Genomic DNA, 21,323 nt, shown 5'->3' on the forward strand with positions numbered 1-21,323 from the left:
CGATCGGGGTCGGCCGAGCGGTCCGGGTCGTCGACGGCCTCGGCGAGGTCGAGCAGGTACGAGAGGACCTCCTCGGTGCCGACCGTCGCGTACGGGCCGGCGTGTCGGTCCGCCAGTTCCTCGCGCAGGCGCTCGATGCGTTCTCGGTGGTCGTCGGTGATCTCAAGCGGTGGCATTCGTTACTCCTCTCCGTCCGCTTCCTCGTCCTTCTCCTCTCCGTCCGCTTCCTCGTCCTTCTCCTCTCCGTCCGCTTCCTCGTCCTTCTCCTCTCCGTCCGCTTCCTCGTCCTTCTCTTCTTCCCTGCCGAACCGTTCGAGCGCCTCCTCCCAGCTCTCGACGAGGCGGGGCTCGCCGGAGTGGTCGACCTCGACGCCGGCGTAGCCGCAGGCGTCACAGCCGACGGCCTCGGCCCCGCCGAGCGTGAACGTCGTCAGCGCGGATCCACAGCGCGGGCACTCGGTCGACACGGTCTCTCGGGTGGACGGTGGACGCCGGCCGTGAAAAATACGGGGGTCACGGGGAACGCGCCGAGGGATCCCTCCGGAACGTTTCAGCCGCATGAACCGATACTAATATATTAACTCGTTCTGTAGTACTATTTGAAATGGGAGCGAACGGGGCCGACCTTCTTGGCGTGCTGGAAAGCGACACGGACACGATCACTGACGCGGTGACTTCGGGGCGGATCGACCTCGACGACCTGGATCGGTTCGTGGAGAGCGTCGATCGGGGGGACCTCGAGGCGGACCGCGGCGTCGACTCGGTGGTCTGGATCGTCGGATCGCTGTTGCGGGGCGACGCGGCCGGCTGGGAGGAGATGGAGCCGGCGAGCTGAGTTCGGAACGCGGGGGCAACAATCATTAGACTCGGCGGAAACGTCGAGACATGAGCGATCCGAGCGAGACGAACCCGCTTTTCGGCTACTACCGACGGTACATCGGCGACCCGGACCGGGCCGTCGACGTGTACGCCGGGTTCGGGCTCTTCTTCGCGGGGCTCGGCCTGGGGATCGTCGGGGTCGCCGTGTTCCTCTACAGCGCGACGTTGCCGGCGAACACCCTCTCGACGTACTCGGTCCGACAGGTGGCCGCGGTCGCCGCCGCGCTCGGACTCCCGGGGCTCCTCCTCGGCGTCGTCGTCCTCCTCCCCGTCGACCGCCGCATGCTGTATCTCGGGAGCGGCGGCGCGGCGGTCTGTCTCGTCGCGGTCGCGTGGTTCGTCCGGGTGTACCCCCACGACTGGAACGTCGCCGAGCCGCCGGACTACAGCGCGCAGGTCGTGGCGCTGTACAGCGTCGGACTCGTCGCCGTCATCGGCGCGACCGGGGCGGCGCTCGTCGCCCACCGCGTCGAACAGGCGTCGGCTGCGGGGGCGGCCGGCGGGGCCGGATCCGCGGCCGCGGGGGGATCGGCCGGCGACGCCGGGGCGGCCGGGGAAGGTGGCACAGGGGGCGAGACCGTCACCGACGCGGAGGTCCGCGCCGACATCGAACGCGAGCTCGACGACGCCGAGCTCACCTGGGGCGGCGTCGAGCGATCGAAGGGTCGCCGGCTGGAATTGAACACCACCGCCGTCGACGACGCGGACATCGACAGCGACGCGCTCTCGGGGTCGGCCACCGAGACCCGGACCACCTCAGGCACCGTCAACGACGCGGTCTCCCAGCTCAAGGGGCTCCAGGGAGGCGAGAAGAAGACCGCGAGCGGCGAGGGAACCGACGACCAGGCCGCCGCGCTGCGCGAACTCCGCGAGCAGCAGCGCGCGGAGGAGCAGGCGGAAGCCGAGGAGTCCTCGGTCGTCGACCGGATCCGCGGGATCTTCGAGTAGCGGCGGTCGCGCTCGCTCCCGACCCACACATCGGTGCCTTATATACCGTCGCCCGCCTATTCGGGGCGTGTCCAGCGTCACCGTTCGGATCGACCCGCACGTCCACTCCGAGGACAGCTACGACGGTCACGAGCCGGTCGAGCTGATCCTGGAACACGCCGCGGACATCGGCCTCGACGCGGTGGTGATCACCGACCACGACACGATGGGCGAGTCGAAGCGGGCGGCCGAGATCGCCCCCGAGTACGGACTGATCGGGATCCCCGGCGTCGAGGTGTCGACCGCCGACGGTCACCTCCTCGCGATCGGCGTCGACCGGATGCCGCCGCGCGGGGAGTCGTACGCGACGACCGTGTCGTGGATCCACGACAGCGGCGGGGTCGCAGTCGTTCCGCACCCCTTCCAGCGGTCGCGACACGGCGTCCGAAGGCGCGACATCCCCGTTCCCGGGTCGAACGCCGACGATGATGACGGGAGCGACGAAGCCGACGATGGCGACGGGGTCATCGGGAGCGACACGGTCGACGAGGTCGACGCGATCGAGGTGTTCAACGCCTGGCTGTTCACCGGCTACCGCAACCGGCGCGCCAGGCGCTTCGCGGCGATCCACGGCTACCCCGGCGTCGCCGCCAGCGACGCCCACCACCTGAACTACGTCGGCCGCGCGTTCACGGAGCTGACGGTCCGGGACCGGGCGTCGGTCGACGACGTGACCGCAGCGGACGTGCTCGCGGCGATCCGCGAGGGGACGACGAGCGCGAGCGGGAAGCGCGCGCCCGTCCCGATGGCGGCGAGACACTACCTGATCGCCGCCGGACGCAAGTCCGGATACTACGCCCGGACGGGAGCGAGACGAGGGGTCGCCACCACGGTTCGCGGGGCGGTCGAGGCCGTCACGATGGCGCGGGTCGGCCTCTCACAGGGCGCTCATCGGTTCGGACGGGCACTCTCGTGGTTCAGGTAGGCCCACCGATCGGGAGGGCGGGAGGGCGATCGATCCGACGGAGCCTCCGGGGAAGCGGGGTTTTTGCCCGCGGAGGCGAAACGGGCGAGCATGAGCCACGACAGACACGAGGCCGGGTTCAAACGGCGGACCCGCGTCGCGGAGGCGCGGGCGACGCTGCTCGATTCCGCCGAGCCCCACGGCCGGACCGAGACGGTCCCCCTCGCCGACGCCGACGGCCGGGTCCTCGCCGAGCCGATCGACGCGCCCGCGCCGGTTCCGGGCTACGACCGGGCGGCGATGGACGGGTACGCGGTCCGCGCCGAGGACACCTTCGGCGCGTCCGACCGGTCGCCCGCCGTCCTCCGGGAACGGGACCACGAGGACGGATCGATCGCCCCCGGCGAAGCCGCCCGAGTCCACACGGGGAGCGCGCTCCCGGAGGGCGCGGACGCGGTCGTGATGATCGAGCACGTCGAGACGGTCGGCGACGAGGTCGAGACGTTCGACGCGGTCGCCAGCGGCGAGAACGTCGGCGCGGCCGGCGAGGACGTGGCGGACGGACAGCGGCTCTACGAGGCGGGCGAGACGCTTCGTCCGTCCGATCTGGGGCTGTGTAAGTCGGTCGGCCTCGAGGAGGTCGCCGTCCGCGATCGTCCCACCGTCGCCGTGATCCCGACCGGCGAGGAGCTGGTCCAGTCCGATCCGGACCCCGGCGAGGTGATCGAGACGAACGGCCTGACGGTCTCCAGACTGGTCGAGCGCTGGGGCGGCGAGCCGCGATACCGCGAGGTCGTCACCGACGACGAGGACGCGCTCGCGGCCGCCATCGAGGCGGACCTCGACGCGGACGTCGTCGTCACGACCGGCGGCTCCTCCGTCGGCGAGCGCGACCTCCTCCCGGAGGTCGTCGACGGCCTCGGCGAGGTGTTGGTCCACGGCGTCGCGCTCAAACCCGGCCACCCGGTGTGTCTCGGCCGGGTTGACGGGACCCCCGTGGTCTCGCTTCCGGGCTACCCGGTGGCGTGTATCGTGAACGCGGTCCAGTTCCTCCGTCCCGTCCAGAAGCGCGTGGCGGGAACGATCGCCGACCCGTTCCCGACCCGGCGTGCGCGACTCGACCGCAAGGTGGCGAGCGAGCCCGGAACGCGGACGTTCGCCCGGGTGAAACTGTCGCATGAGGGATCAGACGCCGAGGACGGCGAGAACGGGGGGGACGACCCCCACCACGACCCGGACGACGCCCCGTACGTCGCGACTCCCACCCGCGCGAGCGGGTCGGGCGTCCTCTCGAGCGTCGCGCTCGCGGACGGCTGGGTCGTCGTGCCGGAGCCGCGCGAGGGCCTCGACGCCGGCGACGTCGTCGACGTCGAGCTCTGGGAGGTGACCGAATGACGGAGCGCAAGGAGTTCCGCGACCTCGCCGAGCCCGACGCCGCCCGCGAGGCGATCGCGTCGTTGGACCTCGTGCCCGAACCGGAGTCGGTCCCGCTCGAGGAGGCCCGCGGGCGGGTGCTCGCCGAGCGCGTCGACGCCGCGATCGACGTGCCGGGGTTCGACCGGGCGTCGATGGACGGGTACGCGGTCCGCGCCCGCGACACGTTCGGGGCCGACGAGGCCGACCCCGTCGAACTCGACCTCGTCGGCGCGGTCCACGCGGGGGCGACCCCCGAGGTGACCGTCGAGCCCGGGACCTGCGCGGAGGTGTCGACCGGGGCGGTGATGCCGGACGGCGCGGACGCGGTGGTGATGGTCGAGCGCACGGACGAGCGGCCGGCGGACGGAAGCGGGACTGGCGGAAACGACGGAGGCGACGATGGAGGCGACGACCGACCGGCCCGGATCGCGTTCCGCACGTCGGTCGCGCCGGGCGACCACGTGATGGCCGCGGGCGCGGACATCGCCGCCGGGGCCCGCGCGCTCGGCCCCGGAACCCGGCTGACCCCCCGCGAGATCGGGCTGCTCTCGGCGCTCGGCGTCGACGAGGTCCCGGTCCGCGGCCGGCCCACGGTGGGGATCGTCTCCACGGGCGACGAGCTGGTCCGCCCCGGCGACGACCTCGACCCCTCCCGCGGGGAGATCTACGACGTGAACTCGACGACGATCGCCGCGGGGGTCACCGAGGCGGGCGGCGAGCCCGTCCTCTACCCGCACGCCGGCGACGACTACGCGGAGATGGAGCGGCTGCTCCGGGAGGCCGCCGACGAGTGCGACCTGGTCCTCTCGTCGGGGTCGACCTCCGCGAGCGCGGTCGACGTGATCTACCGGGTGATCGAGGAGCGCGGCGAGCTCCTCCTCCACGGCGTCGCCGTCAAGCCGGGCAAGCCGATGCTGATCGGGCGGCTCGACCGCGCCGACGGGGGCGAGTCCGCCTACGTCGGGCTCCCCGGCTATCCCGTCTCCGCGCTCACGATCTTCCGGACGTTCGTCGCGCCGGCGGTCCGCGAGGCAGCCGGCCTCCCGGAACCGCGGACCGCGACCGTCGAGGGGCGGATGGCCGTCCGCGAGCGCTACGGCGAGGGGCGGCTCCGGTTGATGCCGGTCGGCCTGCTCGATCTGGGAGACGGCGGGACGACTGGCGGCGGGGCGGCTGACGGCGCGGCCGCGGACGGCCCCGCGGGCGACCGGGACCTCCCGCTCGTCTACCCCGTCGACAAGGGGTCCGGTGCGACGACGAGCCTCGTCGAGGCCGACGGCGTCGTCGCCGTCGACCCGGACACGGAGTACCTGGAGGCGGGCGAGCCCGTCACGGTCCAGTTGTTCTCGCCGGACGTCCGTCCGCCGACCCTGCTCGGCGTCGGCGAGGACGACCCCGCGGTCAACCGCCTCCTCGACCGGCTCGAGAACCCGCGGTACCTCCCGGTCGGCTCGCGCGAGGGGCTGCGGCGGCTCCGCGACGGCGTCCCGGACGTCGCCGTGGTCGCCGGCCCGACCGACCGCGACGTCGACAGCGTCGTCCTCGGCGAGTGGAGCCGCGAGTGGGGCCTCGTCGTACCCGACGGAAACCCCGAGGGCGTCGAGGGGGTCGCGGACCTCGTCGACCGGGACCTCCGGTTCGTCAACCGACCGACGGAGACGGGGCTCCGCCGGAGCCTCGACGACGATATCGGGGACCTCGCGACGGAGCGCGGGGGCTCCCGGGCCGACCTGACCGACCGCATCGACGGCTACGGGCTGACGCTCCGCGCGTTCGAGAGCCCGGTCCGTCGGGTGCTCGCGGGCGACGCCGACGCCGGACTGGGGCTCCGCGAGACCGCCGAGCGGCTCGGCTGCGGGTTCGTTCCGCTCGGCGAACAGCGGGTCGTCGTCCGCGCGGCGACCGACCGGGCCGACCGCGAGGCGGTGGCGTCGCTCGCGGCGGAACTCGACGACGACGGGACAGAGCGGCTGCTCGCGGGGCTCGCGGGCTACTCGGCCTGACGGGGCGGTGAAGGGCTCCCGGGTCCCGCCTCAATCCCGGACGATCCGCTCCTCGCCGTCCTCGACGACGACGTCGAGGCCGTGCTCGTGGACGAACGCGGCGGTGTAGTCGGGAACGATCCGCTCGGCGGCGAAGCGCGCCCGGAGCAGCGGGATCGTGTCGAGGAGGTCGGCGCGCGTCTCGAGGGAGGGGAGCGACTGGACGAACTCCACGTCGAGCCCGGCGTCGCGGCCGCGGGCGGCGAGCGTCGGAAGCGCGGGGGAATCGAACGCGCCCTCGAAGTCGATCGGCTCGGTGAAGCCCGCGTAGTACGCCCGCCCGCGGGTCGACGGGCCGATCACGACCTCGTTGGTCCGGAGCTTCATCGCCGCGGAGTCGACGACCGTCCGCGAGAACAGCGGCGCGGTCGGCCTCACGACCGCGACCGAGTCCGCGTCCTCCTCGCGGAGCAGGTGCGTGACGGTGTTGCCCGCGCGTGCGCCGAACGTCGACCCGACCTGCCGCTCGAAGCGGACGTCGCCGGTCCCGCCGAGCGTGTCGGCGACGACCGTGCGGAGTTCGGCCTCCGGCGGCGTGTCGGTTCGATGAGGTTCGGGAAGGGCCTCCTCGTCGGGGTAGTTGACGAGCAGGTCGCCGCCGGAGCGGTCGACCGCGAGCACGGCGTCGCGGAGGGCGGCCTCGTACAGTTCGGCGGCCTCGGCGGTCGACAGCGGCGTCGACTCCGCCAGCCCGGTCGCGACGAGCCCCTCGCGGGGCGGGTTCGCAAACACGACGACGACGGTCATATCGGACCCAGTCGCGGCTCCGACTTCAACTCGCGGTTTCTCGCCGGCGGAACGGGAGCGGGAGGAAGCCGAAAAGCCGACTGCTACGAGAAGTCGCGCCGCATCGCGATCTCGAACCAGGGACAGAGCCGGAGCTGTCGGTACAGCGCGGGGTTCTCGTGGAGGTGGTCGTAGTCGACCCACATCCGGCCGCCGATCTCCGCCGGGTCGGGATCGAGGTCGGTGTCGGACAGGGTGACCTTCAGGACCGCACACACCTCCCACTCGACGCCCGCGTTGGGGTAGTAACGCTTGTACTCGAAGCGGTCGGTGACCCGGAGGTCGTCGTACTGATCGGGCGAGATCCCGAGTTCCTCCTCGAGCCGCGTCTCGGTCGCGTCCTCCTGTGACTGTCCCTCGACGGGATGGGAGGCGACGGTGCCGTCCCAGTGGCCGTCCCACAGCCGCTTGGTCGGGGCGCGCTGGGCCAGCAGGATCCGGCCGTCGCCGTCGAAGACGAGACAGGTGAACGCCCGGTGGCGGATCCCGTCGCCGGTGTGGGCGTCGAGCCGGTTGACGGTGCCCTGCGGGGCGTCGTCGGGATCGACGGCGACGACGTCCTGGGCGGCGTTCTCGTGGTCGATGTCGGCGTCAGCGCCCCCGCCGTCGGGATCGGGGGCCTCGGCGTCCTCGGAACTCATACGTCACCGTCTCACACCGAGACTAATAAGGGTTCGATACGGCGCGAGGGGGACGAAGACGACCCGCGCTTCGACGCGCTTAAACGCGTGCCACGGCTACCTAACGGGGATGAGTGACCCGGCGCTCGACGTTGTCGAGTTCGTTCTGACCACGCACTTCTACAGCGAGAACCGCGACCTCGACGAGAACGACCTCCCGCCCCGGTTCCGGCGGGTGTTCTGGTCGGACGACGCCGCCGAGGACGCCCCCGGCGGCGTCGAGCGTCCGCTGAAGGCGACGGACGCCAGCACCCGCACGGCGACCGGCGTCGAGCGGCCCTGGGACGCGGTCTCGGACCTGCTATTCACCCAACACACCGAGTTCTCCGGCGAGATCACGCTCACCCAACCCGAGATGGGCCTGGAGTGGTACCGCGATCACGCCGACGACGACCGGATCGCCTCGAACCCGACGCTCGTCGCGGCGCTCGCGGCCGCCGACGGCCTCGAGGCACCCGTCTCCCACGAAGAGGCGCGCGACAGCGTCCGGCCGATCCAGGCGGACCGCGTCTGGATCGACGCGCTCCTCGAGGAGTACTTCGACGAGGACGAGGACGGCGAGATGCTCGACCTCGTCAACGTCCGCGCGCCCGAGGAGATCGAGACCACGCTCGCCGACCTCGTGTTGACCGGCGACCAGGAGGAGGAGATCCAGAAGATCGTCAAGGCGATCGAACACCGCGAGTACCTCGCGAGCATCGGGCTCCGCGAGATCGGGAAGCTGCTCTTCGTCGGCCCGCCGGGCACCGGGAAGACCACGGTCTCGCGGGCGCTCGCCCACCAGCTCGGGATCCCGCTCGTCGAGGTGAAGATGTCGATGATCACGAGCCAGTACCTCGGCGAGACGGCGAAGAACGTCGAGAAGACCTTCGAGGTCGCGAAGCGGCTCTCGCCGTGTATCCTCTTCATCGACGAGTTCGACTCGGTCGCGAAGACGCGCCGGTCGGACGAACACGCCGCCCTGAAGCGCGCCGTCAACACCCTGCTCAAGTCGATCGACGAGGTGTCGCTCGTCCGCGACGAGGTGCTCCTCATCGGCGCGACGAACCACCCGGACCAGCTCGACGCGGCCGCGTGGCGACGCTTCGACGAGATCGTCAACTTCCCCAAACCCGACCGCGACATGCGCGCGGACATCCTCCGGGTCGTCACCCGCGAGATGAAGATCGCCGACTTCGACCCCGAGGAGGTCGCCGACCGGACCACCGGACTCACGGGATCGGACCTCCGGATGGTGCTTCGGGAGGCGGTGCTCGGCGCGCTGACCGAGGACCGCATGACCATCACCCAGGAGGACGTGATGGAGGCCGTCGCCGACTTCGAGGAGCGGGATAACCTCAAGAACATGGATATGATCGACGGCGAGGGCGCGGAGGTACTCGGCCAGACCGACGACAGCGGACCCGATCACGGGGGCGGCCACGACCACGGCGAGGGTCACGACCACGGAGACGGTCACGATCACGACGGCGACGACGCCCACGCGCACGGCCACCCGCAGGACTAGGCCGTCCCGTCCCGATCGAGGCGCACCCCCGCGACGGTGTAGCCGAATCCCCGGTCGACGACCGCCGGGTCGAACCCGGCGGCCTCCATGTCGTCCGCGAGCGCGTCGGGCGTCGAGAACCGCGACCCCATGCCGATCGCGTGCTCGCCGGCGACGAGGAGCCGGCCGAGCGGATGCGTGGGATCGAACTCGCGAACGACGAGAACGCCGCCGGGCGCGATCACGCGCGCGGCCTCCCGGAGCGCGGCCTCGCGGTCCGGCAGGTGGTGGAACGCGTCGACGACCATGGCGGCGTCGACGCCGTCGTCGCGGAACGGGAGCCGCCCCGCGTCGCCGACGACCGCCGACAGCCCGCGGGCGGTCCGCGCCCGACGGAGCATCCCGGACGAGACGTCGACGACGGTGATCTCGGGTCCGGTCAGCGCGGCCGACGCGCGCCCGGAGCCGCCGCCGACGTCGAGCAGCCGGTCGATCGGCCGCTCCGCGCGGTCGAACCCCGCCGAGAGCGCCGCGCCGTTCGCGGACGGCATGACGAGGTCGTAAAGCGGCGCGATCCGGTCGAAGAAGCGAACGTCGCCGAGGCCGTACATGGCGTCCGCTGCGGTCGGCGCGGAGTTATAACCCCGGTCGACGCCAGGATCACCGGGACCGTTTATTCGTTTCCGCCCGTATCGGCTCGCATGGAGTTCACGGTCGCGGGCGCGCCGGGCGAGGGAGCGACGTGCCGGCTCGACTACCGGGCGTTCGCGTACGCCGGGAAGTTCGTCGTCGGCGACACCGGGAAGGCGTTTCTGCGAACCGACGACGGCTCCGCCGCGGTCCCCGAGTGGGAACCCGAGGAGCCGCTCCCCGAGAGCGTCGACCCGGCCGAGTTCGAGGACGACGTCCTCGCGGCGGTCTCCTTTTCGCCGGACCGCACCGACCCCGCGTGCTGTCGGCTCCGCTACGTCACCGTCCACGCCGCGCGCCGCGGCGAGGGGCTCGGTCCCGAACTGGTCCGTCGGACCGTCTCGTGGCTCGCGGACACGGGATACGATCGCGTTCGGATCGCGGTCAACAACCCGTTCGCCTACGAGGCGCTCTACAAGTGCGGGTTCGCCTACACCGGGGAGGAGACGGGCCTCGCGGAACTGGAACTGGAGCGGCCCGCCGACGCACCCGCATCGGCCCGCGACGACGCCGAGCGATACCGCTCCGGGCTGGCCGTCTTCCGCGACCGCGACGACGACCCCCCGGAAGCGGTCCGACGGTTCCTCGCGGACCGTCTCGGCGACGAGGGAGGCGAGCCCGCCGACCCCGCCGGTCCGCCCGGCCCGTCCGACCCACCCAGCCAGTCCGATCCCCGCAACACACTTACCGACGACGGCCCGTCCTAGACGGTATGTACGGCGTCGTCGGCGGCGGGCTCGCCGGGCTCTCGGCGGCCGTCAGGCTCCGGGAGGCGGGCCACGCGGTCCGGGTGTTCGAGGCGAGCGACGCGGTCGGCGGCCGCGCGCGTACGGTCGACACCGCCGGCGACCCGGTGGCGCGGTTCCCGCACTACCTCTCGCCGACGGACGACGCCCTCCAGTCGCTCGCGACCGACCTCGGACTCGGCGAGCGGATCGTCCGGGGGCGCGGCCGAACCGCTCGATACCGCGACGGGGTCGTCCACCGGATCGACGCCCCGTGGGAGCGGCTGGCGTATCCGGGGACCGGCCTCGTCGACGCCGCACGAGCGAGGCGGCTCGCCCGCGCGGTTCGGAGCCTCGGCGGCGCCCCCGCCGACCTCGACGCGACGACGGTCGAGGCGTTCGTCGCCGACCGGGCGTCGCGGGCGACCTACGAGGGGTACGTCGAGCCGGTCCTTCGAGCCGAGTTCGGCGACCGCGCCGGCGACGTCTCCGCAGCATGGCTCGCGGAGTGGCTCCGATCGCGCGAGGCGCGCGGCCGGAGCGGAACGTCGGTCGGCCACGTCGACGGCTCGACGGCCCGTCTCGTGGACGCGCTCGTCGAGTCGATCGGCGAGGAGGCGGTTCGGACCGGGAGCCGCGTCGCCGGGATCGGTCTCGGCGTCGGCGACGACGCCGGTTCCGGCGGGCCGGTCTCGCTGGCCGTCGAGACGCCGACCGGCCGCCGAGTCGTCGAGTGTGCGGGCGTCGTCGTCGCCGAAGGCCCGGCCGTCCTCGAGGACCTGACGGGAATCGATCCCGGCGTCGAGGCGATCCCCGGGGCGTCCGCGCTCGTCACGACGGACGACCCGATCGTCGACTCGTGGCGGGTGACGGTCGAGCCGGGGGCGCTCTCCGGCGGCGAGGACGCCCCGTTCGGAACGCTGTTCGGACACACGAACCTGGTCCCGCCCGAGCGGTACGGCAGCGACCACCTGACGTATCTGGTCGGCCGCGGCGGATCGCTCGCCGGCGGGAGTGACGGAGACGAGGACGATGGAAGCGACGGAGACGACGTGGACGACGAGCGCCTCCGGGATCGCTGGCTGTCGGCGCTCGCGGACCTGTTCCCGTCGGTCTCACGGGAGGACGTTCGGTCGGTCCGCGTCGCTCGCGATCCCGCCGCGGCCGTGGCGGCTCCGCCCGGCGAGGTCCTGTCGGTCGACCTCGGTGAAGTCGGGGTTCCGGGCGTCGCGTACGCCGGTCCGGGGAGCCGCCTCGACCGCTTCGGCGGGTCGCTCGACGCACGGGTCGCCGCGGGAGTCGCGGCCGCGGAGGCAGTGGCGGGCGTCGGAACGACGGGTTCGGGAGCGACCGACGACGGAACGACGGCGGACCCGGCGAGCGATCCGGACGGGGCAGGCTTCGAGTGGGAGTAAGGGAAGGGGCGGAGGGTCGTGGCCCCTCAGGCGCTCGCTTCGTCCTCGTCGAGCCCGGGCGCTGCCGCGGGGTCGACCTCCTCGGGCTCCTCGGTGTCGCCGCCGACGACGGTCTCGCCGTCGTCGGTCTCGACGTACACGTCGTCGGCGAAGCCGGCGAGGGCGTTCTCGTACTCCGCCGTCTCGAGCCGCTCCGGAGTCTCCGGCGCGTCCGCGACCCCGGCCGCCGGGCGGAACTCGCCGAGCGGGTCGTCGATCGTGATCCCGTGTTCCGAGAAGAACGAGTCGTACCGGCGGTAGTGCTCCTCGAGTTCGTCGCCCGGGATCTCCATCATCTCCGTCCAGCCGTGGTTGAAGAAGTCGAAGTTGGCCTGAATGTGGGTGATCTCGCGGGCCTCGGCCTCCGGGAAGCCGGCCTCGAGGGCGGCGACGTACGCGTCCATCGTCGCGTCGAAGAAGTCGTCGAGGTGCGCTCTGCGCTCCTCGCGACGCTCCTCGTCGGCCTTGTTGAGGAAGATGCTCGTGTGGAGGTCGACGAGCTTGTCGTTGGCGACGTCGCCGACCACCGGGGTCGTGAGCGCCTTCTTGGCGGCCCAGTGGCGGATGTTCTGCCGGATCTTCATACGCCGTGTTGGGCCGGGACGACCTTGAATCTGTGGCGACGACGGCGACGACGACCCGGTCGATCGGGCTCGCGTCCCCCGTGACAGGGGCGATCGCTCTCCTTACGACCGGCCGAACGCCCCGCGGACGCGGGAACGACCGGGCGAGCGAGGGACTATCACGATTCTGAACGCGGATGACAATCCACATTAACCCCGAATCCGAAGGGCCGCTCATGAGCGATTCGTACGTGATCGTCGGGGACGGGATCGCGGGGGCCTCTGCGGCCGAAACCCTCCGGGAGGAAGCGCCTGACGCCGAGATCACGGTCATCACCGAGGAGGGGGAGTCCCTCTACAACCGGATCCTGATAAAGGAGTTCGCGAAGGGGAAGCTCCCGGAAGCGCCGATCTCGATCCACGACGAGTCGTGGTACGACGACCACGACGTCGACCTCCGATTGAACACGCTGGTCGTCGACATCGACGTCGAAAACGACGCGATCCGGACCCACGAGGGCGAGACGATCGAGTACGACTCGCTGCTCTTGGCGATCGGCGGGACCCCCCAGCAGCTGCCGGTGGAGAACGCCGACGCCGAAGGGGTCCACCACTTCTGGACGTTCCAGGACGCCCGGAAGATCAAGGAGAGCGTGGAGGACGCCGAACGGGGCGTCATCGTCGGCGCGGGGCTGCTCGGCATCGACTTCGCGGCGATCTGCGGCGAGCAGGACGTGGAGGCGAAGTACCTGATGCGCGGCGACTCCTGGTGGCGATACGCCCTCTCGAACGAGGGCGCCGAGATCATGCACGAGGCGATGCGCGAACGCGGCGTCGAGCCCGTCTTCGACTCCGGCGTGGATCGCTTCGAGGTCGACGACGACGGCCACGTGGAGGCGGCCGTCGACCCGAACGGCGAGCGATACGAGTGCGACTTCGCGGGCGTGGCCATCGGGCTGGACTTCAACACGGAGATCGTCGAGGACACGCCGATCGAGACCGACTCCGGGATCGTCGTCGACGAGCACATGCGGACGAACGTCGACAACGTGTTCGCCGCCGGCGACATCACGGAGTTCCACGACGTCGTCCTCGGCGAGCGCGCGCAGAACGGCGCGTGGGGGTCGGCCAAAGAGCAGGGGACGATCGCCGCACACAACATGATCGAGTACGGCAGCGAGCCCTTCGAGTGGGTCTCCTCGTACTCCATCACGCACTTCGACTTCCCGTTCCTCTCGTTCGGGCACCCGACGCTCGGCGACGACTCGGTCGAGGCCACCACCGACGAGGGCGAGTGGCGTCGCGTCGCGTTGAAGGACGGCCGGGTCGTCGGCGGCGTGCTCATCGGCGACCTCTCGCCGCAGTCCGCGTTCAAACAGCTGATGCGCGAGAAACGGGACGTGAGCGGTCAGAAGGAGCTCCTGATGGAGCCCGGCTTCGCCGTCGACGACCTCGCCGCGTCGACCGAACACTGATCGGCCGGCGCGCCGGGTTTCGTCCCGGAGCGCGTTCCCGGTCTCCGAGGGGAGCCAGTACCTTTTCACGTCGCCCTCGCTTGACGTATCAGTAATGACGCGTCACACCCCCGGTGACCGGCCGGACTCGTCCGACGACGGGTTCCTCGCGTCGTTCGTCGAGGGGAGTTCCGACCCGGTGGTCTCGCTCGACGGCGACGGCACGGTCGTCTACGCGAACCCGGCGGTCGAATCGGTCCTCGGGTACGCCGCGAGCGACCTCCTCGGTCGGCGAATCGCGTCGCTGGTCCCGGAGGCGACCGCCGAGAAGCGCGCCCGGTCCCTCCGCGCACGCCTCGGGGACCCCGAGCGACTCGTCGGCGAGGGGAACGTCACGATCCCGCTCGCGTCCGCCGACGGCGACGTTCACACCTTCTCGGTCCGGTTTCACGACCACGAGAGCGAGGGGAGACGCGTCTACACCGGCAGCTTCCGGGAGCGTACCGAGGGCGACAGGGGCCGGGAGCTCCGGACGTTCCGGAACCTGATCGAGCAGGCCGGTCACGCGATCTACGTCACGGACACCGACGGGACGATCGAGTACGTCAACCCGGCGTTCACCGAACACACCGGCTACGAGGCCGAGGAGGCCATCGGCGAGACGCCGGCGATACTCAACTCCGGAGAGATGCCCGAGGAGTACTTCGCGTCGCTGTGGGAGACGATCCGCGCGGGCGAGGTGTGGGAGGAGGAGATCGTCGACCGTCACAAGGACGGCGAATCGTACCACGCCCACCAGACGATCGCGCCGGTGCTGGACGACGCCGGGACCGTCTCGCGGTTCGTCGCCATCCAGACGGACATCACCGAGCGGAAGGCGGCGGTAGGGCGGTTGAAGCAGTACCGCGACATCGTCGAGCAGCTGGACGAACCCATCCTGTTACAGAACCGCGACGGCGAGTTCGAACTGCTCAACGAGGCCGTGAGCGAGTTCGCGGGCGTGCCGCGCGAGGAACTGTACGGCGACGACGAGTTCGCGTTCATGGACCCGGAGACGGCCGCGACGATCGACGAGCGGCGGGAGGAAGTGCTCGAGACGGGTGAGATCGCCGAATACGAGGTCTCTCCGACGTTCGAGCGGAGCGAGCGAGAGGCGACCTTCAGCACGCGTCGGTACCCGTACTACGACGCCGACGGCGAGCTGTCGGGGACCTTCGCGATCTGCCGGGACGTGACCGACATCAAGGCCCGCGAGCGGGAGTTGGAGCGGTTCGAGCGCGCCATCGACGGCGCGACGGACCTGATAGCCGCCGTCGACCGCGAGGGGCAGTTCCTGTTCGCCAACCGGCAGTATCGGACGTATCACGGCATCGAAGAGGCGGACGTGCGCGGACTCACGCTCGACGACGTCGTCGACGACGAGCAGTACCCGGACGTGAAACGCCACGTCGACCGCGCGCTCCGGGGACACTCGATCGAGTACCGGACGACGCGGACCCATCCGGATCGGGGAACCCGAACGTTCGACGTGCGCTACTACCCGCTCGAGGCCTCGGACGAGGAGGACGGAGTGGCGGGCGTCGTGGGCGTCCTCCGGGACGTGACCGACAGCGAGAACCGGGCCACCCAGCTCCGGGTGGTCGACCGGGTGCTCCAGCACAACCTCCGGAACGCCATGACCGTGATCCGCGGCCGGGCGGAACAGATCGCCGACGGAAACGTGGAGGGGTTCGACGCTCCGGAGGGCGGTTCCGCGGCCCCCGCCGACCCCGCCGACGCGGCGTCCTACATCGTCTCGCGCGCCGACGAACTCCTGACGACGAGCGAGAAGGCCCACCACATCACCGAGGTCCTGAGCGACCCGCCGAACACGGAGCCGGTCGACGTCGGTCGGACGGTCGACCAGCTCGTCGAGGCGACCGCCGAGGGGTTTCCGGAGGCGTCGATCTCGGCGTCGACGCCGGCCGCGGGCGAGGCGGTCGCGTCGGCGACCGGCTGGATCGATCGGGCGATCGAGGAGCTGCTTCACAACGCGATCGTCCATCACGACCGGGACCGACCCTCGGTCGAGGTCGCCGTGGAGACGACGGCGGAGACGGTGACGATCGAGGTCACGGACGACGGCCCCGGACTGAACGGCATGAACCGCGACGTGTTGGAGACCGGCCGGGCGGTCGACGCGCTGTATCACGGCAGCGGGCTCGGGCTGTGGCTCGTGTACTGGGTGCTCCAGCAGTCGGGCGGGTCGGCGACCGTCGCGGACGTCGAGCCCCGCGGTACCGTCGTGACCGTCACGCTGCCGCGCCGCGACGGTCGGACGCTCGACCCGTCCCGCGACGACCGCGCGTTCGAAGGGTGACGATCGGCCGATTCGAGACGTCGCGACCGACCCGTCCGATCCGCTCGAAAGAGTTAACAAATACCATGGTAAATAGTACCATATGGCGCTCCGAGACGAGGGACGACGGATGCGACTGCGTCGCACCGGGAGGGTACCGCCCGACGCGCGGGTCCGCCACTACGACGAGCTCGAGGAGGCGACGCAGGCGGCCGTCGCCGAGCTGGCGGGGCGACCGCGGACCGCTCCGGAGTCCGCGGACCTCGAGGACGGCGACGTCGTGAAGTTCACCGACTACTACCGGATCCGGGCCCGCTGACCCGGCGGCGACCGTCGCCGGCCGTTCGACCCCGTCTCCCGTCCGGACTCACCGTCGGCGGTTCACGCGAGAAGCGAAGTCGTTTTCGCCCGCGGCGCGAAACGCTACGCATGGACAGCGGCGGATCAAGCGACATGACGCTGGCGTTCGAACTCGAGGCACTGAAGACACTCGCCGATCCGAACGCCGTGTTCAGCGGCGCTCGACAGTGGACGGAGTACGTCGGGGTCGTAAGCGAGAAGCCCACGTACGTCGTCACGAACTTCACCCGGAAACACCGCGTGCGCCAGGACTTCTTCTCCGGGCCGCGCGGCGTCGAGGAGAGCCTGGAGAACATCAAGAGCCAGTTCGACACCGACCGGCACGTCTTCGTCGGCGTCGACGACGACGACGCGGCGGTCGCCGAGGCGACCGGCTGGGAGTTCCTCGATATCGAGGACGCCGCCGAGGCCGCCGGCTGGACTCTCGCGGCGCCGGAGGAGGCCGAGGAAGTCGAGGAGCCGTCCCGCGACGATTGGCCCTGATCCCGCCTTTTCCTCGAGAGAGATCCGCTCGCGACGAGTGGTGTTTTCACTCGTCCGGACGAACGGGCGACCATGAGCGACGACGCCCACGACGAAGGTCACCGCGACGAGGGTCACCACGACGACCACGACAGTCACGGTCACGAGGATCACGAGCACGACCACGACGGTCAGGACGACCACGACCATGACCGCCACCACGACCACCACGGCCACGACCACCATCACGCCCACGACGCCGAGACGATCGCCGTCGCGGTCGTCACGGTCTCCTCGTCCCGGTCCCTGGAGGAGGACGCCTCCGGCGACCGGCTCGTCGAGACGTTCGAGGACGCGGGCCACGAGGTCGTCGTCCGCGAACTCGTCGACGACGAGTTCGACGGGGTTCAGGGCGCCGTGGACCAGCTCGCGCGACGCGAGGACACCGACGCGATCGTGACGACCGGCGGCACGGGCGTGACTCCCGACGACGTCACGCCCGAGGCGGTCGACCCCCTCTTCCAGAAGGAACTACCCGGCTTCGGCGAGCTGTTCCGCCGGCTCTCCGCCGAGGAGGTCGGCACGCGAACGATCGGCTCCCGCGCGACGGCGGGGGTGATCGACGGAACCATCGTCTGTTGTCTCCCCGGCTCGGAGAACGCGGTTCGGCTCGGCGTCGAGGAGATCGTCCTGCCCGAGATCGGCCACCTCGCCGGGTTGGCCGACCGAGGTTCGGAATCGTCGGACGGCAGCGACGGTGACGACGACAGCGACGGCGGTGACGACGACAGTGACGGCAGCGACGGTGACGGCCACGGCGACGATCACTGAGGCCGCGTCGCGTCCGCTCCGCGGCGTCAGTCCCGCTTCCGACCCGCGGCCCACCCGCCGAGCGCGATCAGCCCGCCGTTCATCACGAGGAACGCGACCACGACGAGGCCGAACGCGGGGTCGACCCGGCTCGCCCGGAGGTACGCCCCGGCGAGAAAGAGGAGGGCGAAAAGCGCCACAACCGGCCGGGAGGCGTCTCCGAGCCGCTCGAGCGCGGAGGGCGACGGCGACATGTCCGTGGCGACGGCCGCGGGGACCGAAAAGCTCCCGGACGAGGTGCGCACGACCCCGCTCGACCCTACTCGACGGGAAGCAACCCGGCCGTCCGGAGGTCGTCCTCGAGGGTCCCGTCGCCGTGTTCGGCGTACGCCTCGGGGGTGTACGTCTTGATCTCCAGCGCGTGGACCGACCGGGTCATGTGGTCGCCGACGGCGTCGTACACCCGCTGGTGCTGGTCGACGAGCGACTCACCCTCGAATGCGGGCGAGACGACGACCGCCGCGAAGTGGGCGTCCTCGTCCTCGTCGTCGTGGATCCGGGGCGTGCTCACCCGCGCGACCGACTCCGGGATCCCGGACTCGATCAGTTCCTCGATCGTGGCCGTGTCGATGGTCATGGTGGTCGTCCGACGCGGACGGGCAAAAACGGACCGGGAGCGGACGGAACCGACCCGAAACGGACGCTCGAGGGAATCCCACGGGCACCGGACGGACGGTTCCAGCGCCCGAGCGACGAACGAACCGCCTAAATCCCTTGCCGAGAGAGTGTGCTCCATGACTCCGCGTAGTTCGAAGCGAGTCGTGTCGATCGTCGACGACGACGTCACGACGGAGGGCCGCTCGTGAGCGGCGACGAGGAACTGGCGAAGGACCTCGGCCCCCTCGCGGCGCTCACGATCGGTATCGGCACCATGATCGGTGCCGGGATCTTCGTGCTTCCCGGGACCGCGGTCGCGCGGGCCGGCCCGCTCGCCGCGGCCACGTTCGTCCTCGGCGGCGTGATCGCGCTGTTCACGGCGCTATCCGCCTCGGAACTCGGCACGGCGATGCCCAAATCCGGCGGGGCGTACTTCTACGTCAACCGGGCGCTCGGCCCGATGTTCGGCTCGATCGCCGGCTGGGCCAACTGGCTCGGGCTCGCGTTCGCCTCCGCGTTCTACATGTACGGCTTCGGCGAGTACGTCAACGCGCTCGTCGGGCTCGGCCCGGTCGGCCTCGGGCCGCTCACGCTGGAGGCCGCACAGGTGATCGGGCTCGCGGGCGCGCTGCTTTTCATCGCGGTCAACTACTTCGGCGCGAAGGAGACCGGCGGCCTCCAGATCGTCATCGTGATGTCGCTTCTCGGCATCCTCGCCGTCTTCACCGTCGTCGGCCTGCTGAACGCCGACATGGACTCCCTGCGGCCGATCGCGCCGCCGGGGACGCCGGGCGAGGTGCTTCCCGTCACCGGGATCATCTTCGTCTCGTATCTCGGATTCGTCCAGATCACCTCGGTCGCCGAGGAGATCAAGAACCCCGGGCGGAACCTCCCGCTCGCGGTCCTCGGCTCGGTCGTCATCGTCACGGTCGTGTACGCGCTGTTCCTCGTCGTGTTGCTCGCGGCGGTGCCGAACGAACTGGTCGCGAACAACGAGACCGCGGTCGTCGACGCCGCGAGGTTGCTGTTCGGCAACTACGAGGTGTTCGGCTACTCGCTGGGCGCGGTCGGTGCCGGCATGCTGCTCATCGGCGGGCTCCTCGCGACCGCCTCGTCGGCGAACGCCTCCATCCTCTCGTCGTCGCGGATCAACTTCGCGATGGGTCGCGAGAAGATCGTCACCCCGAAGCTCAACGAGATCCACGAGCGGTTCGGCACGCCGTACAAGTCGATCGCGCTCACCGGCGCGCTTATCCTCGTGTTCCTCGTCGCCGGCGGCGTCGAGTCGCTGTCGACGATGGGGTCCGTGCTCCACCTCATCGTCTACGGCCTGCTCAACCTCGCGCTCATCGTGATGCGCGAATCGGGCGTCGAGGGGTACGACCCCGACTTCGAGGTCCCCTTCTATCCGGTCGTCCCGATCATCGGGACGCTGTCGTCGTTCGCGCTGATCGTCTACATCGAGCCGACGATCATCCTGATCTCGTTCGGCCTCGTCGCCTTCGCCGTGCTCTGGTACCTGCTGTACGCCCGCTCGCGGGTGGAGGCGCGCGGCGTGCTGGGGACGTGGGTCCTCGACCGCTCGGAAGAGCTGCCCAAGCCCGCGGTGTCGGCGGCCACCTCGGTCCAGCCGAGCGGCGGCGACTACCGGGTGATGGTGCCGCTCGCGAACCCGGCGACCGAGGAGCACCTGATCACGCTGGCGTCGGCGATCGCGAAACAGCGGGACGGGACCGTCGTCGCGGTCAACATCGCGAACGTCCCCGACCAGACCTCCCTCGAGGCCGCGCGGGACCGGGGGGCTCACGAGGCGGCACACGGCCTGTTGGACCAGGCCCGGGACGACGCCGAGACGTTCGGCGTCGACGTGGAGACCCACGTCGTCCTCTCACACCGCGTCTTCGAGGAGGTCTTCGACGCCGCGCGGACCTACGGCGCGGACCTGACGGTGATGGGTTGGGGCGAGAACTCCCACGGCGCGCCCGGCCGGGCCGAGTCGGCGGTCGACGAACTCGCCCACTCGCTGCCGTGTGACTTCCTCGTGTTCCGGGACCGCGGCTTCGACGCCTCCCGGATCCTGATTCCGACCGCGGGCGGTCCCGACTCCGAGCTGTCGGCGGCGGTCGCGCGGACCCTCAAGGTCGAGTTCGGCTCCGAGATCACGCTGCTCCACGTCGCCGACGACCGCGCCGAGGGGGAGGCGTTCCTCGAGTCGTGGGCCGCGGACAACGGCCTCGCTGACGCGGAACTCCGCGTCGAGTCCGGCGACGTGGAGTCGCGGATCGCCGAGGCGGCCCGCGACGCGACCCTGCTCGTGATCGGCGCGACGGAGAAGGGGCTGCTCTCGCGGCTGGTCCGCGGCTCGCTCGTGCTCGACGTGCTCTACGACGTGGAGTGTTCCGTGCTTCTGGCGGAGAAGCGCCACGATCGCGGTATCGTCGACCGACTGTTCGGCTCCGGCTCCCGCGACCGAGACGACTCGTACGCGGACGTCGGCGTCGAGACCGAACCGACGACCCCGGCGGTGGAGGAGGGATCCGACGGCGATGTGGTGGAATCCGACGACGCCGACAACGACGACCGCGACGGCGACCGCAACGCCGACCGCTAACCGCCCCGCTTCTCCGCGT

At 70.9% G+C, this 21,323-nt stretch carries 21 protein-coding genes; 14 read left to right on the forward strand and 7 right to left on the reverse strand.

The window, feature by feature from the left end; genetic code table 11:
• Window positions 1–179: 179 nt before the first annotated feature.
• The gene (locus tag F3H10_RS16375; RefSeq protein ID WP_149784809.1) at window positions 180–467 is read right to left on the reverse strand and encodes a zf-TFIIB domain-containing protein; all 288 of its coding nucleotides are present in this window, start codon (window positions 465–467) and stop codon (window positions 180–182) included.
• Window positions 468–604: 137 nt separating this feature from the next.
• On the opposite strand from F3H10_RS16375, the gene F3H10_RS10955 reads away from it, so the two are divergent.
• The 5 genes from F3H10_RS10955 to F3H10_RS10975 all read left to right on the forward strand — a co-directional run bounded on the left by F3H10_RS10955 (window position 605) and on the right by F3H10_RS10975 (window position 6,189).
• Window positions 605–835 carry a hypothetical protein gene (locus F3H10_RS10955; protein ID WP_149784810.1) on the forward strand — a complete coding sequence of 77 codons (231 nt, stop codon included), beginning with the start codon at window positions 605–607 and terminating at the stop codon, window positions 833–835.
• Window positions 836–885: 50 nt separating this feature from the next.
• Window positions 886–1,827, forward strand: a complete 942-nt coding sequence (locus F3H10_RS10960; RefSeq protein ID WP_149784811.1) for a DUF7139 domain-containing protein — start codon at window positions 886–888, stop codon at window positions 1,825–1,827.
• Window positions 1,828–1,894: 67 nt separating this feature from the next.
• Window positions 1,895–2,791, forward strand: coding sequence for a CehA/McbA family metallohydrolase (locus tag F3H10_RS10965; RefSeq protein ID WP_149784812.1), 897 nt, complete (start codon window positions 1,895–1,897; stop codon window positions 2,789–2,791).
• 90 nt (window positions 2,792–2,881) lie between these two features.
• On the forward strand, window positions 2,882–4,165 hold the full coding sequence (locus tag F3H10_RS10970; RefSeq protein WP_149784813.1) for a molybdopterin molybdotransferase MoeA: 1,284 nt from the start codon (window positions 2,882–2,884) through the stop codon (window positions 4,163–4,165).
• Complete coding sequence (locus F3H10_RS10975; protein ID WP_149784814.1) at window positions 4,162–6,189, forward strand: molybdopterin biosynthesis protein; 2,028 nt, start codon at window positions 4,162–4,164, stop codon at window positions 6,187–6,189. Before F3H10_RS10970 ends, F3H10_RS10975 begins: the two co-directional genes overlap by 4 nt.
• A 30-nt stretch (window positions 6,190–6,219) precedes the next feature.
• Here the strand turns inward: F3H10_RS10975 and F3H10_RS10980 are convergent, their stop codons facing one another.
• Both F3H10_RS10980 and idi read right to left on the reverse strand, forming a co-directional pair.
• Window positions 6,220–6,975, reverse strand: a complete 756-nt coding sequence (locus tag F3H10_RS10980) for a glycosyltransferase family protein (protein WP_149784815.1) — start codon at window positions 6,973–6,975, stop codon at window positions 6,220–6,222.
• Window positions 6,976–7,058: 83 nt separating this feature from the next.
• A complete protein-coding gene (gene idi / locus F3H10_RS10985) occupies window positions 7,059–7,655 on the reverse strand; it encodes an isopentenyl-diphosphate Delta-isomerase (protein WP_149784816.1) in 597 nt (198 codons plus the stop codon).
• 109 nt (window positions 7,656–7,764) lie between these two features.
• On the opposite strand from idi, the gene F3H10_RS10990 reads away from it, so the two are divergent.
• Window positions 7,765–9,201, forward strand: a complete 1,437-nt coding sequence (locus F3H10_RS10990; protein ID WP_149784817.1) for an ATP-binding protein — start codon at window positions 7,765–7,767, stop codon at window positions 9,199–9,201.
• On the opposite strand, the gene F3H10_RS10995 is transcribed toward F3H10_RS10990, so the two are convergent.
• Window positions 9,198–9,791 carry a class I SAM-dependent methyltransferase gene (locus F3H10_RS10995; RefSeq protein WP_149784818.1) on the reverse strand — a complete coding sequence of 198 codons (594 nt, stop codon included), beginning with the start codon at window positions 9,789–9,791 and terminating at the stop codon, window positions 9,198–9,200. The two genes, F3H10_RS10990 and F3H10_RS10995, sit on opposite strands and share 4 nt — an antisense overlap.
• 90 nt (window positions 9,792–9,881) lie before the next feature.
• On the opposite strand from F3H10_RS10995, the gene F3H10_RS11000 reads away from it, so the two are divergent.
• Together F3H10_RS11000 and F3H10_RS11005 are read left to right on the forward strand one after the other, a co-directional pair.
• Complete coding sequence (locus tag F3H10_RS11000; protein WP_149784819.1) at window positions 9,882–10,577, forward strand: GNAT family N-acetyltransferase; 696 nt, start codon at window positions 9,882–9,884, stop codon at window positions 10,575–10,577.
• Between the two features lie 5 nt (window positions 10,578–10,582).
• Window positions 10,583–12,010 (forward strand): FAD-dependent oxidoreductase, encoded by a 1,428-nt coding sequence (locus tag F3H10_RS11005; protein ID WP_149784820.1) that lies wholly within the window; start codon window positions 10,583–10,585, stop codon window positions 12,008–12,010.
• 26 nt (window positions 12,011–12,036) lie between these two features.
• On the opposite strand, the gene F3H10_RS11010 is transcribed toward F3H10_RS11005, so the two are convergent.
• Window positions 12,037–12,633: a DUF6149 family protein gene (locus F3H10_RS11010; RefSeq protein WP_149784821.1), complete on the reverse strand. Its 597-nt coding sequence runs from the start codon at window positions 12,631–12,633 to the stop codon at window positions 12,037–12,039.
• A 215-nt stretch (window positions 12,634–12,848) separates the two neighbouring features.
• Between F3H10_RS11010 and F3H10_RS11015 the strand changes: the two genes are divergently transcribed.
• From F3H10_RS11015 to F3H10_RS11035, 5 genes are all read left to right on the forward strand, one after another.
• Window positions 12,849–14,087 (forward strand): NAD(P)/FAD-dependent oxidoreductase, encoded by a 1,239-nt coding sequence (locus tag F3H10_RS11015; RefSeq protein WP_149784822.1) that lies wholly within the window; start codon window positions 12,849–12,851, stop codon window positions 14,085–14,087.
• 94 nt (window positions 14,088–14,181) lie between these two features.
• Window positions 14,182–16,425 carry a PAS domain S-box protein gene (locus F3H10_RS11020; RefSeq protein ID WP_149784823.1) on the forward strand — a complete coding sequence of 748 codons (2,244 nt, stop codon included), beginning with the start codon at window positions 14,182–14,184 and terminating at the stop codon, window positions 16,423–16,425.
• A gap of 109 nt (window positions 16,426–16,534) precedes the next feature.
• On the forward strand, window positions 16,535–16,723 hold the full coding sequence (locus F3H10_RS11025; protein ID WP_149784894.1) for a hypothetical protein: 189 nt from the start codon (window positions 16,535–16,537) through the stop codon (window positions 16,721–16,723).
• Window positions 16,724–16,833: 110 nt separating this feature from the next.
• Window positions 16,834–17,247 (forward strand): DUF7124 domain-containing protein, encoded by a 414-nt coding sequence (locus F3H10_RS11030; RefSeq protein ID WP_149784824.1) that lies wholly within the window; start codon window positions 16,834–16,836, stop codon window positions 17,245–17,247.
• Between the two features lie 72 nt (window positions 17,248–17,319).
• Complete coding sequence (locus F3H10_RS11035; protein WP_149784825.1) at window positions 17,320–18,057, forward strand: MogA/MoaB family molybdenum cofactor biosynthesis protein; 738 nt, start codon at window positions 17,320–17,322, stop codon at window positions 18,055–18,057.
• A 26-nt stretch (window positions 18,058–18,083) separates the two neighbouring features.
• On the opposite strand, the gene F3H10_RS11040 is transcribed toward F3H10_RS11035, so the two are convergent.
• Together F3H10_RS11040 and F3H10_RS11045 are read right to left on the reverse strand one after the other, a co-directional pair.
• Complete coding sequence (locus F3H10_RS11040) at window positions 18,084–18,290, reverse strand: hypothetical protein (protein ID WP_149784826.1); 207 nt, start codon at window positions 18,288–18,290, stop codon at window positions 18,084–18,086.
• 65 nt (window positions 18,291–18,355) lie between these two features.
• Entirely contained in the window at window positions 18,356–18,673 is a 318-nt protein-coding gene (locus F3H10_RS11045; protein WP_149784827.1) for a BolA family protein, read from the reverse strand.
• A 225-nt stretch (window positions 18,674–18,898) separates the two neighbouring features.
• Between F3H10_RS11045 and F3H10_RS11050 the strand changes: the two genes are divergently transcribed.
• Complete coding sequence (locus F3H10_RS11050; RefSeq protein WP_149784828.1) at window positions 18,899–21,304, forward strand: amino acid permease; 2,406 nt, start codon at window positions 18,899–18,901, stop codon at window positions 21,302–21,304.
• Window positions 21,305–21,323: the final 19 nt, after the last annotated feature.

It is taken from the genome of Halorubrum aquaticum (genome assembly GCF_900113615.1).
GTDB classification, from domain to species: domain Archaea; phylum Halobacteriota; class Halobacteria; order Halobacteriales; family Haloferacaceae; genus Halorubrum; species Halorubrum aquaticum.

Excerpts from the sequence above, each read along its gene's own strand:
- F3H10_RS10955 (WP_149784810.1), top strand. The coding sequence starts at position 605 with ATGGGAGCGAACGGGGCCGACCTTCTTGGCGTGCTGGAAAGCGACACG.
- F3H10_RS10960 (WP_149784811.1), top strand. The coding sequence starts at position 886 with ATGAGCGATCCGAGCGAGACGAACCCGCTTTTCGGCTACTACCGACGG.
- F3H10_RS10970 (WP_149784813.1), top strand. The coding sequence starts at position 2,882 with ATGAGCCACGACAGACACGAGGCCGGGTTCAAACGGCGGACCCGCGTC.
- F3H10_RS10975 (WP_149784814.1), top strand. The coding sequence starts at position 4,162 with ATGACGGAGCGCAAGGAGTTCCGCGACCTCGCCGAGCCCGACGCCGCC.
- F3H10_RS10980 (WP_149784815.1), bottom strand. The coding sequence starts at position 6,975 with ATGACCGTCGTCGTCGTGTTTGCGAACCCGCCCCGCGAGGGGCTCGTC.
- idi (WP_149784816.1), bottom strand. The coding sequence starts at position 7,655 with ATGAGTTCCGAGGACGCCGAGGCCCCCGATCCCGACGGCGGGGGCGCT.
- F3H10_RS10990 (WP_149784817.1), top strand. The coding sequence starts at position 7,765 with ATGAGTGACCCGGCGCTCGACGTTGTCGAGTTCGTTCTGACCACGCAC.
- F3H10_RS10995 (WP_149784818.1), bottom strand. The coding sequence starts at position 9,791 with ATGTACGGCCTCGGCGACGTTCGCTTCTTCGACCGGATCGCGCCGCTT.
- F3H10_RS11000 (WP_149784819.1), top strand. The coding sequence starts at position 9,882 with ATGGAGTTCACGGTCGCGGGCGCGCCGGGCGAGGGAGCGACGTGCCGG.
- F3H10_RS11005 (WP_149784820.1), top strand. The coding sequence starts at position 10,583 with ATGTACGGCGTCGTCGGCGGCGGGCTCGCCGGGCTCTCGGCGGCCGTC.
- F3H10_RS11010 (WP_149784821.1), bottom strand. The coding sequence starts at position 12,633 with ATGAAGATCCGGCAGAACATCCGCCACTGGGCCGCCAAGAAGGCGCTC.
- F3H10_RS11015 (WP_149784822.1), top strand. The coding sequence starts at position 12,849 with ATGAGCGATTCGTACGTGATCGTCGGGGACGGGATCGCGGGGGCCTCT.
- F3H10_RS11020 (WP_149784823.1), top strand. The coding sequence starts at position 14,182 with ATGACGCGTCACACCCCCGGTGACCGGCCGGACTCGTCCGACGACGGG.
- F3H10_RS11025 (WP_149784894.1), top strand. The coding sequence starts at position 16,535 with ATGCGACTGCGTCGCACCGGGAGGGTACCGCCCGACGCGCGGGTCCGC.
- F3H10_RS11030 (WP_149784824.1), top strand. The coding sequence starts at position 16,834 with ATGGACAGCGGCGGATCAAGCGACATGACGCTGGCGTTCGAACTCGAG.
- F3H10_RS11035 (WP_149784825.1), top strand. The coding sequence starts at position 17,320 with ATGAGCGACGACGCCCACGACGAAGGTCACCGCGACGAGGGTCACCAC.
- F3H10_RS11040 (WP_149784826.1), bottom strand. The coding sequence starts at position 18,290 with ATGTCGCCGTCGCCCTCCGCGCTCGAGCGGCTCGGAGACGCCTCCCGG.
- F3H10_RS11045 (WP_149784827.1), bottom strand. The coding sequence starts at position 18,673 with ATGACCATCGACACGGCCACGATCGAGGAACTGATCGAGTCCGGGATC.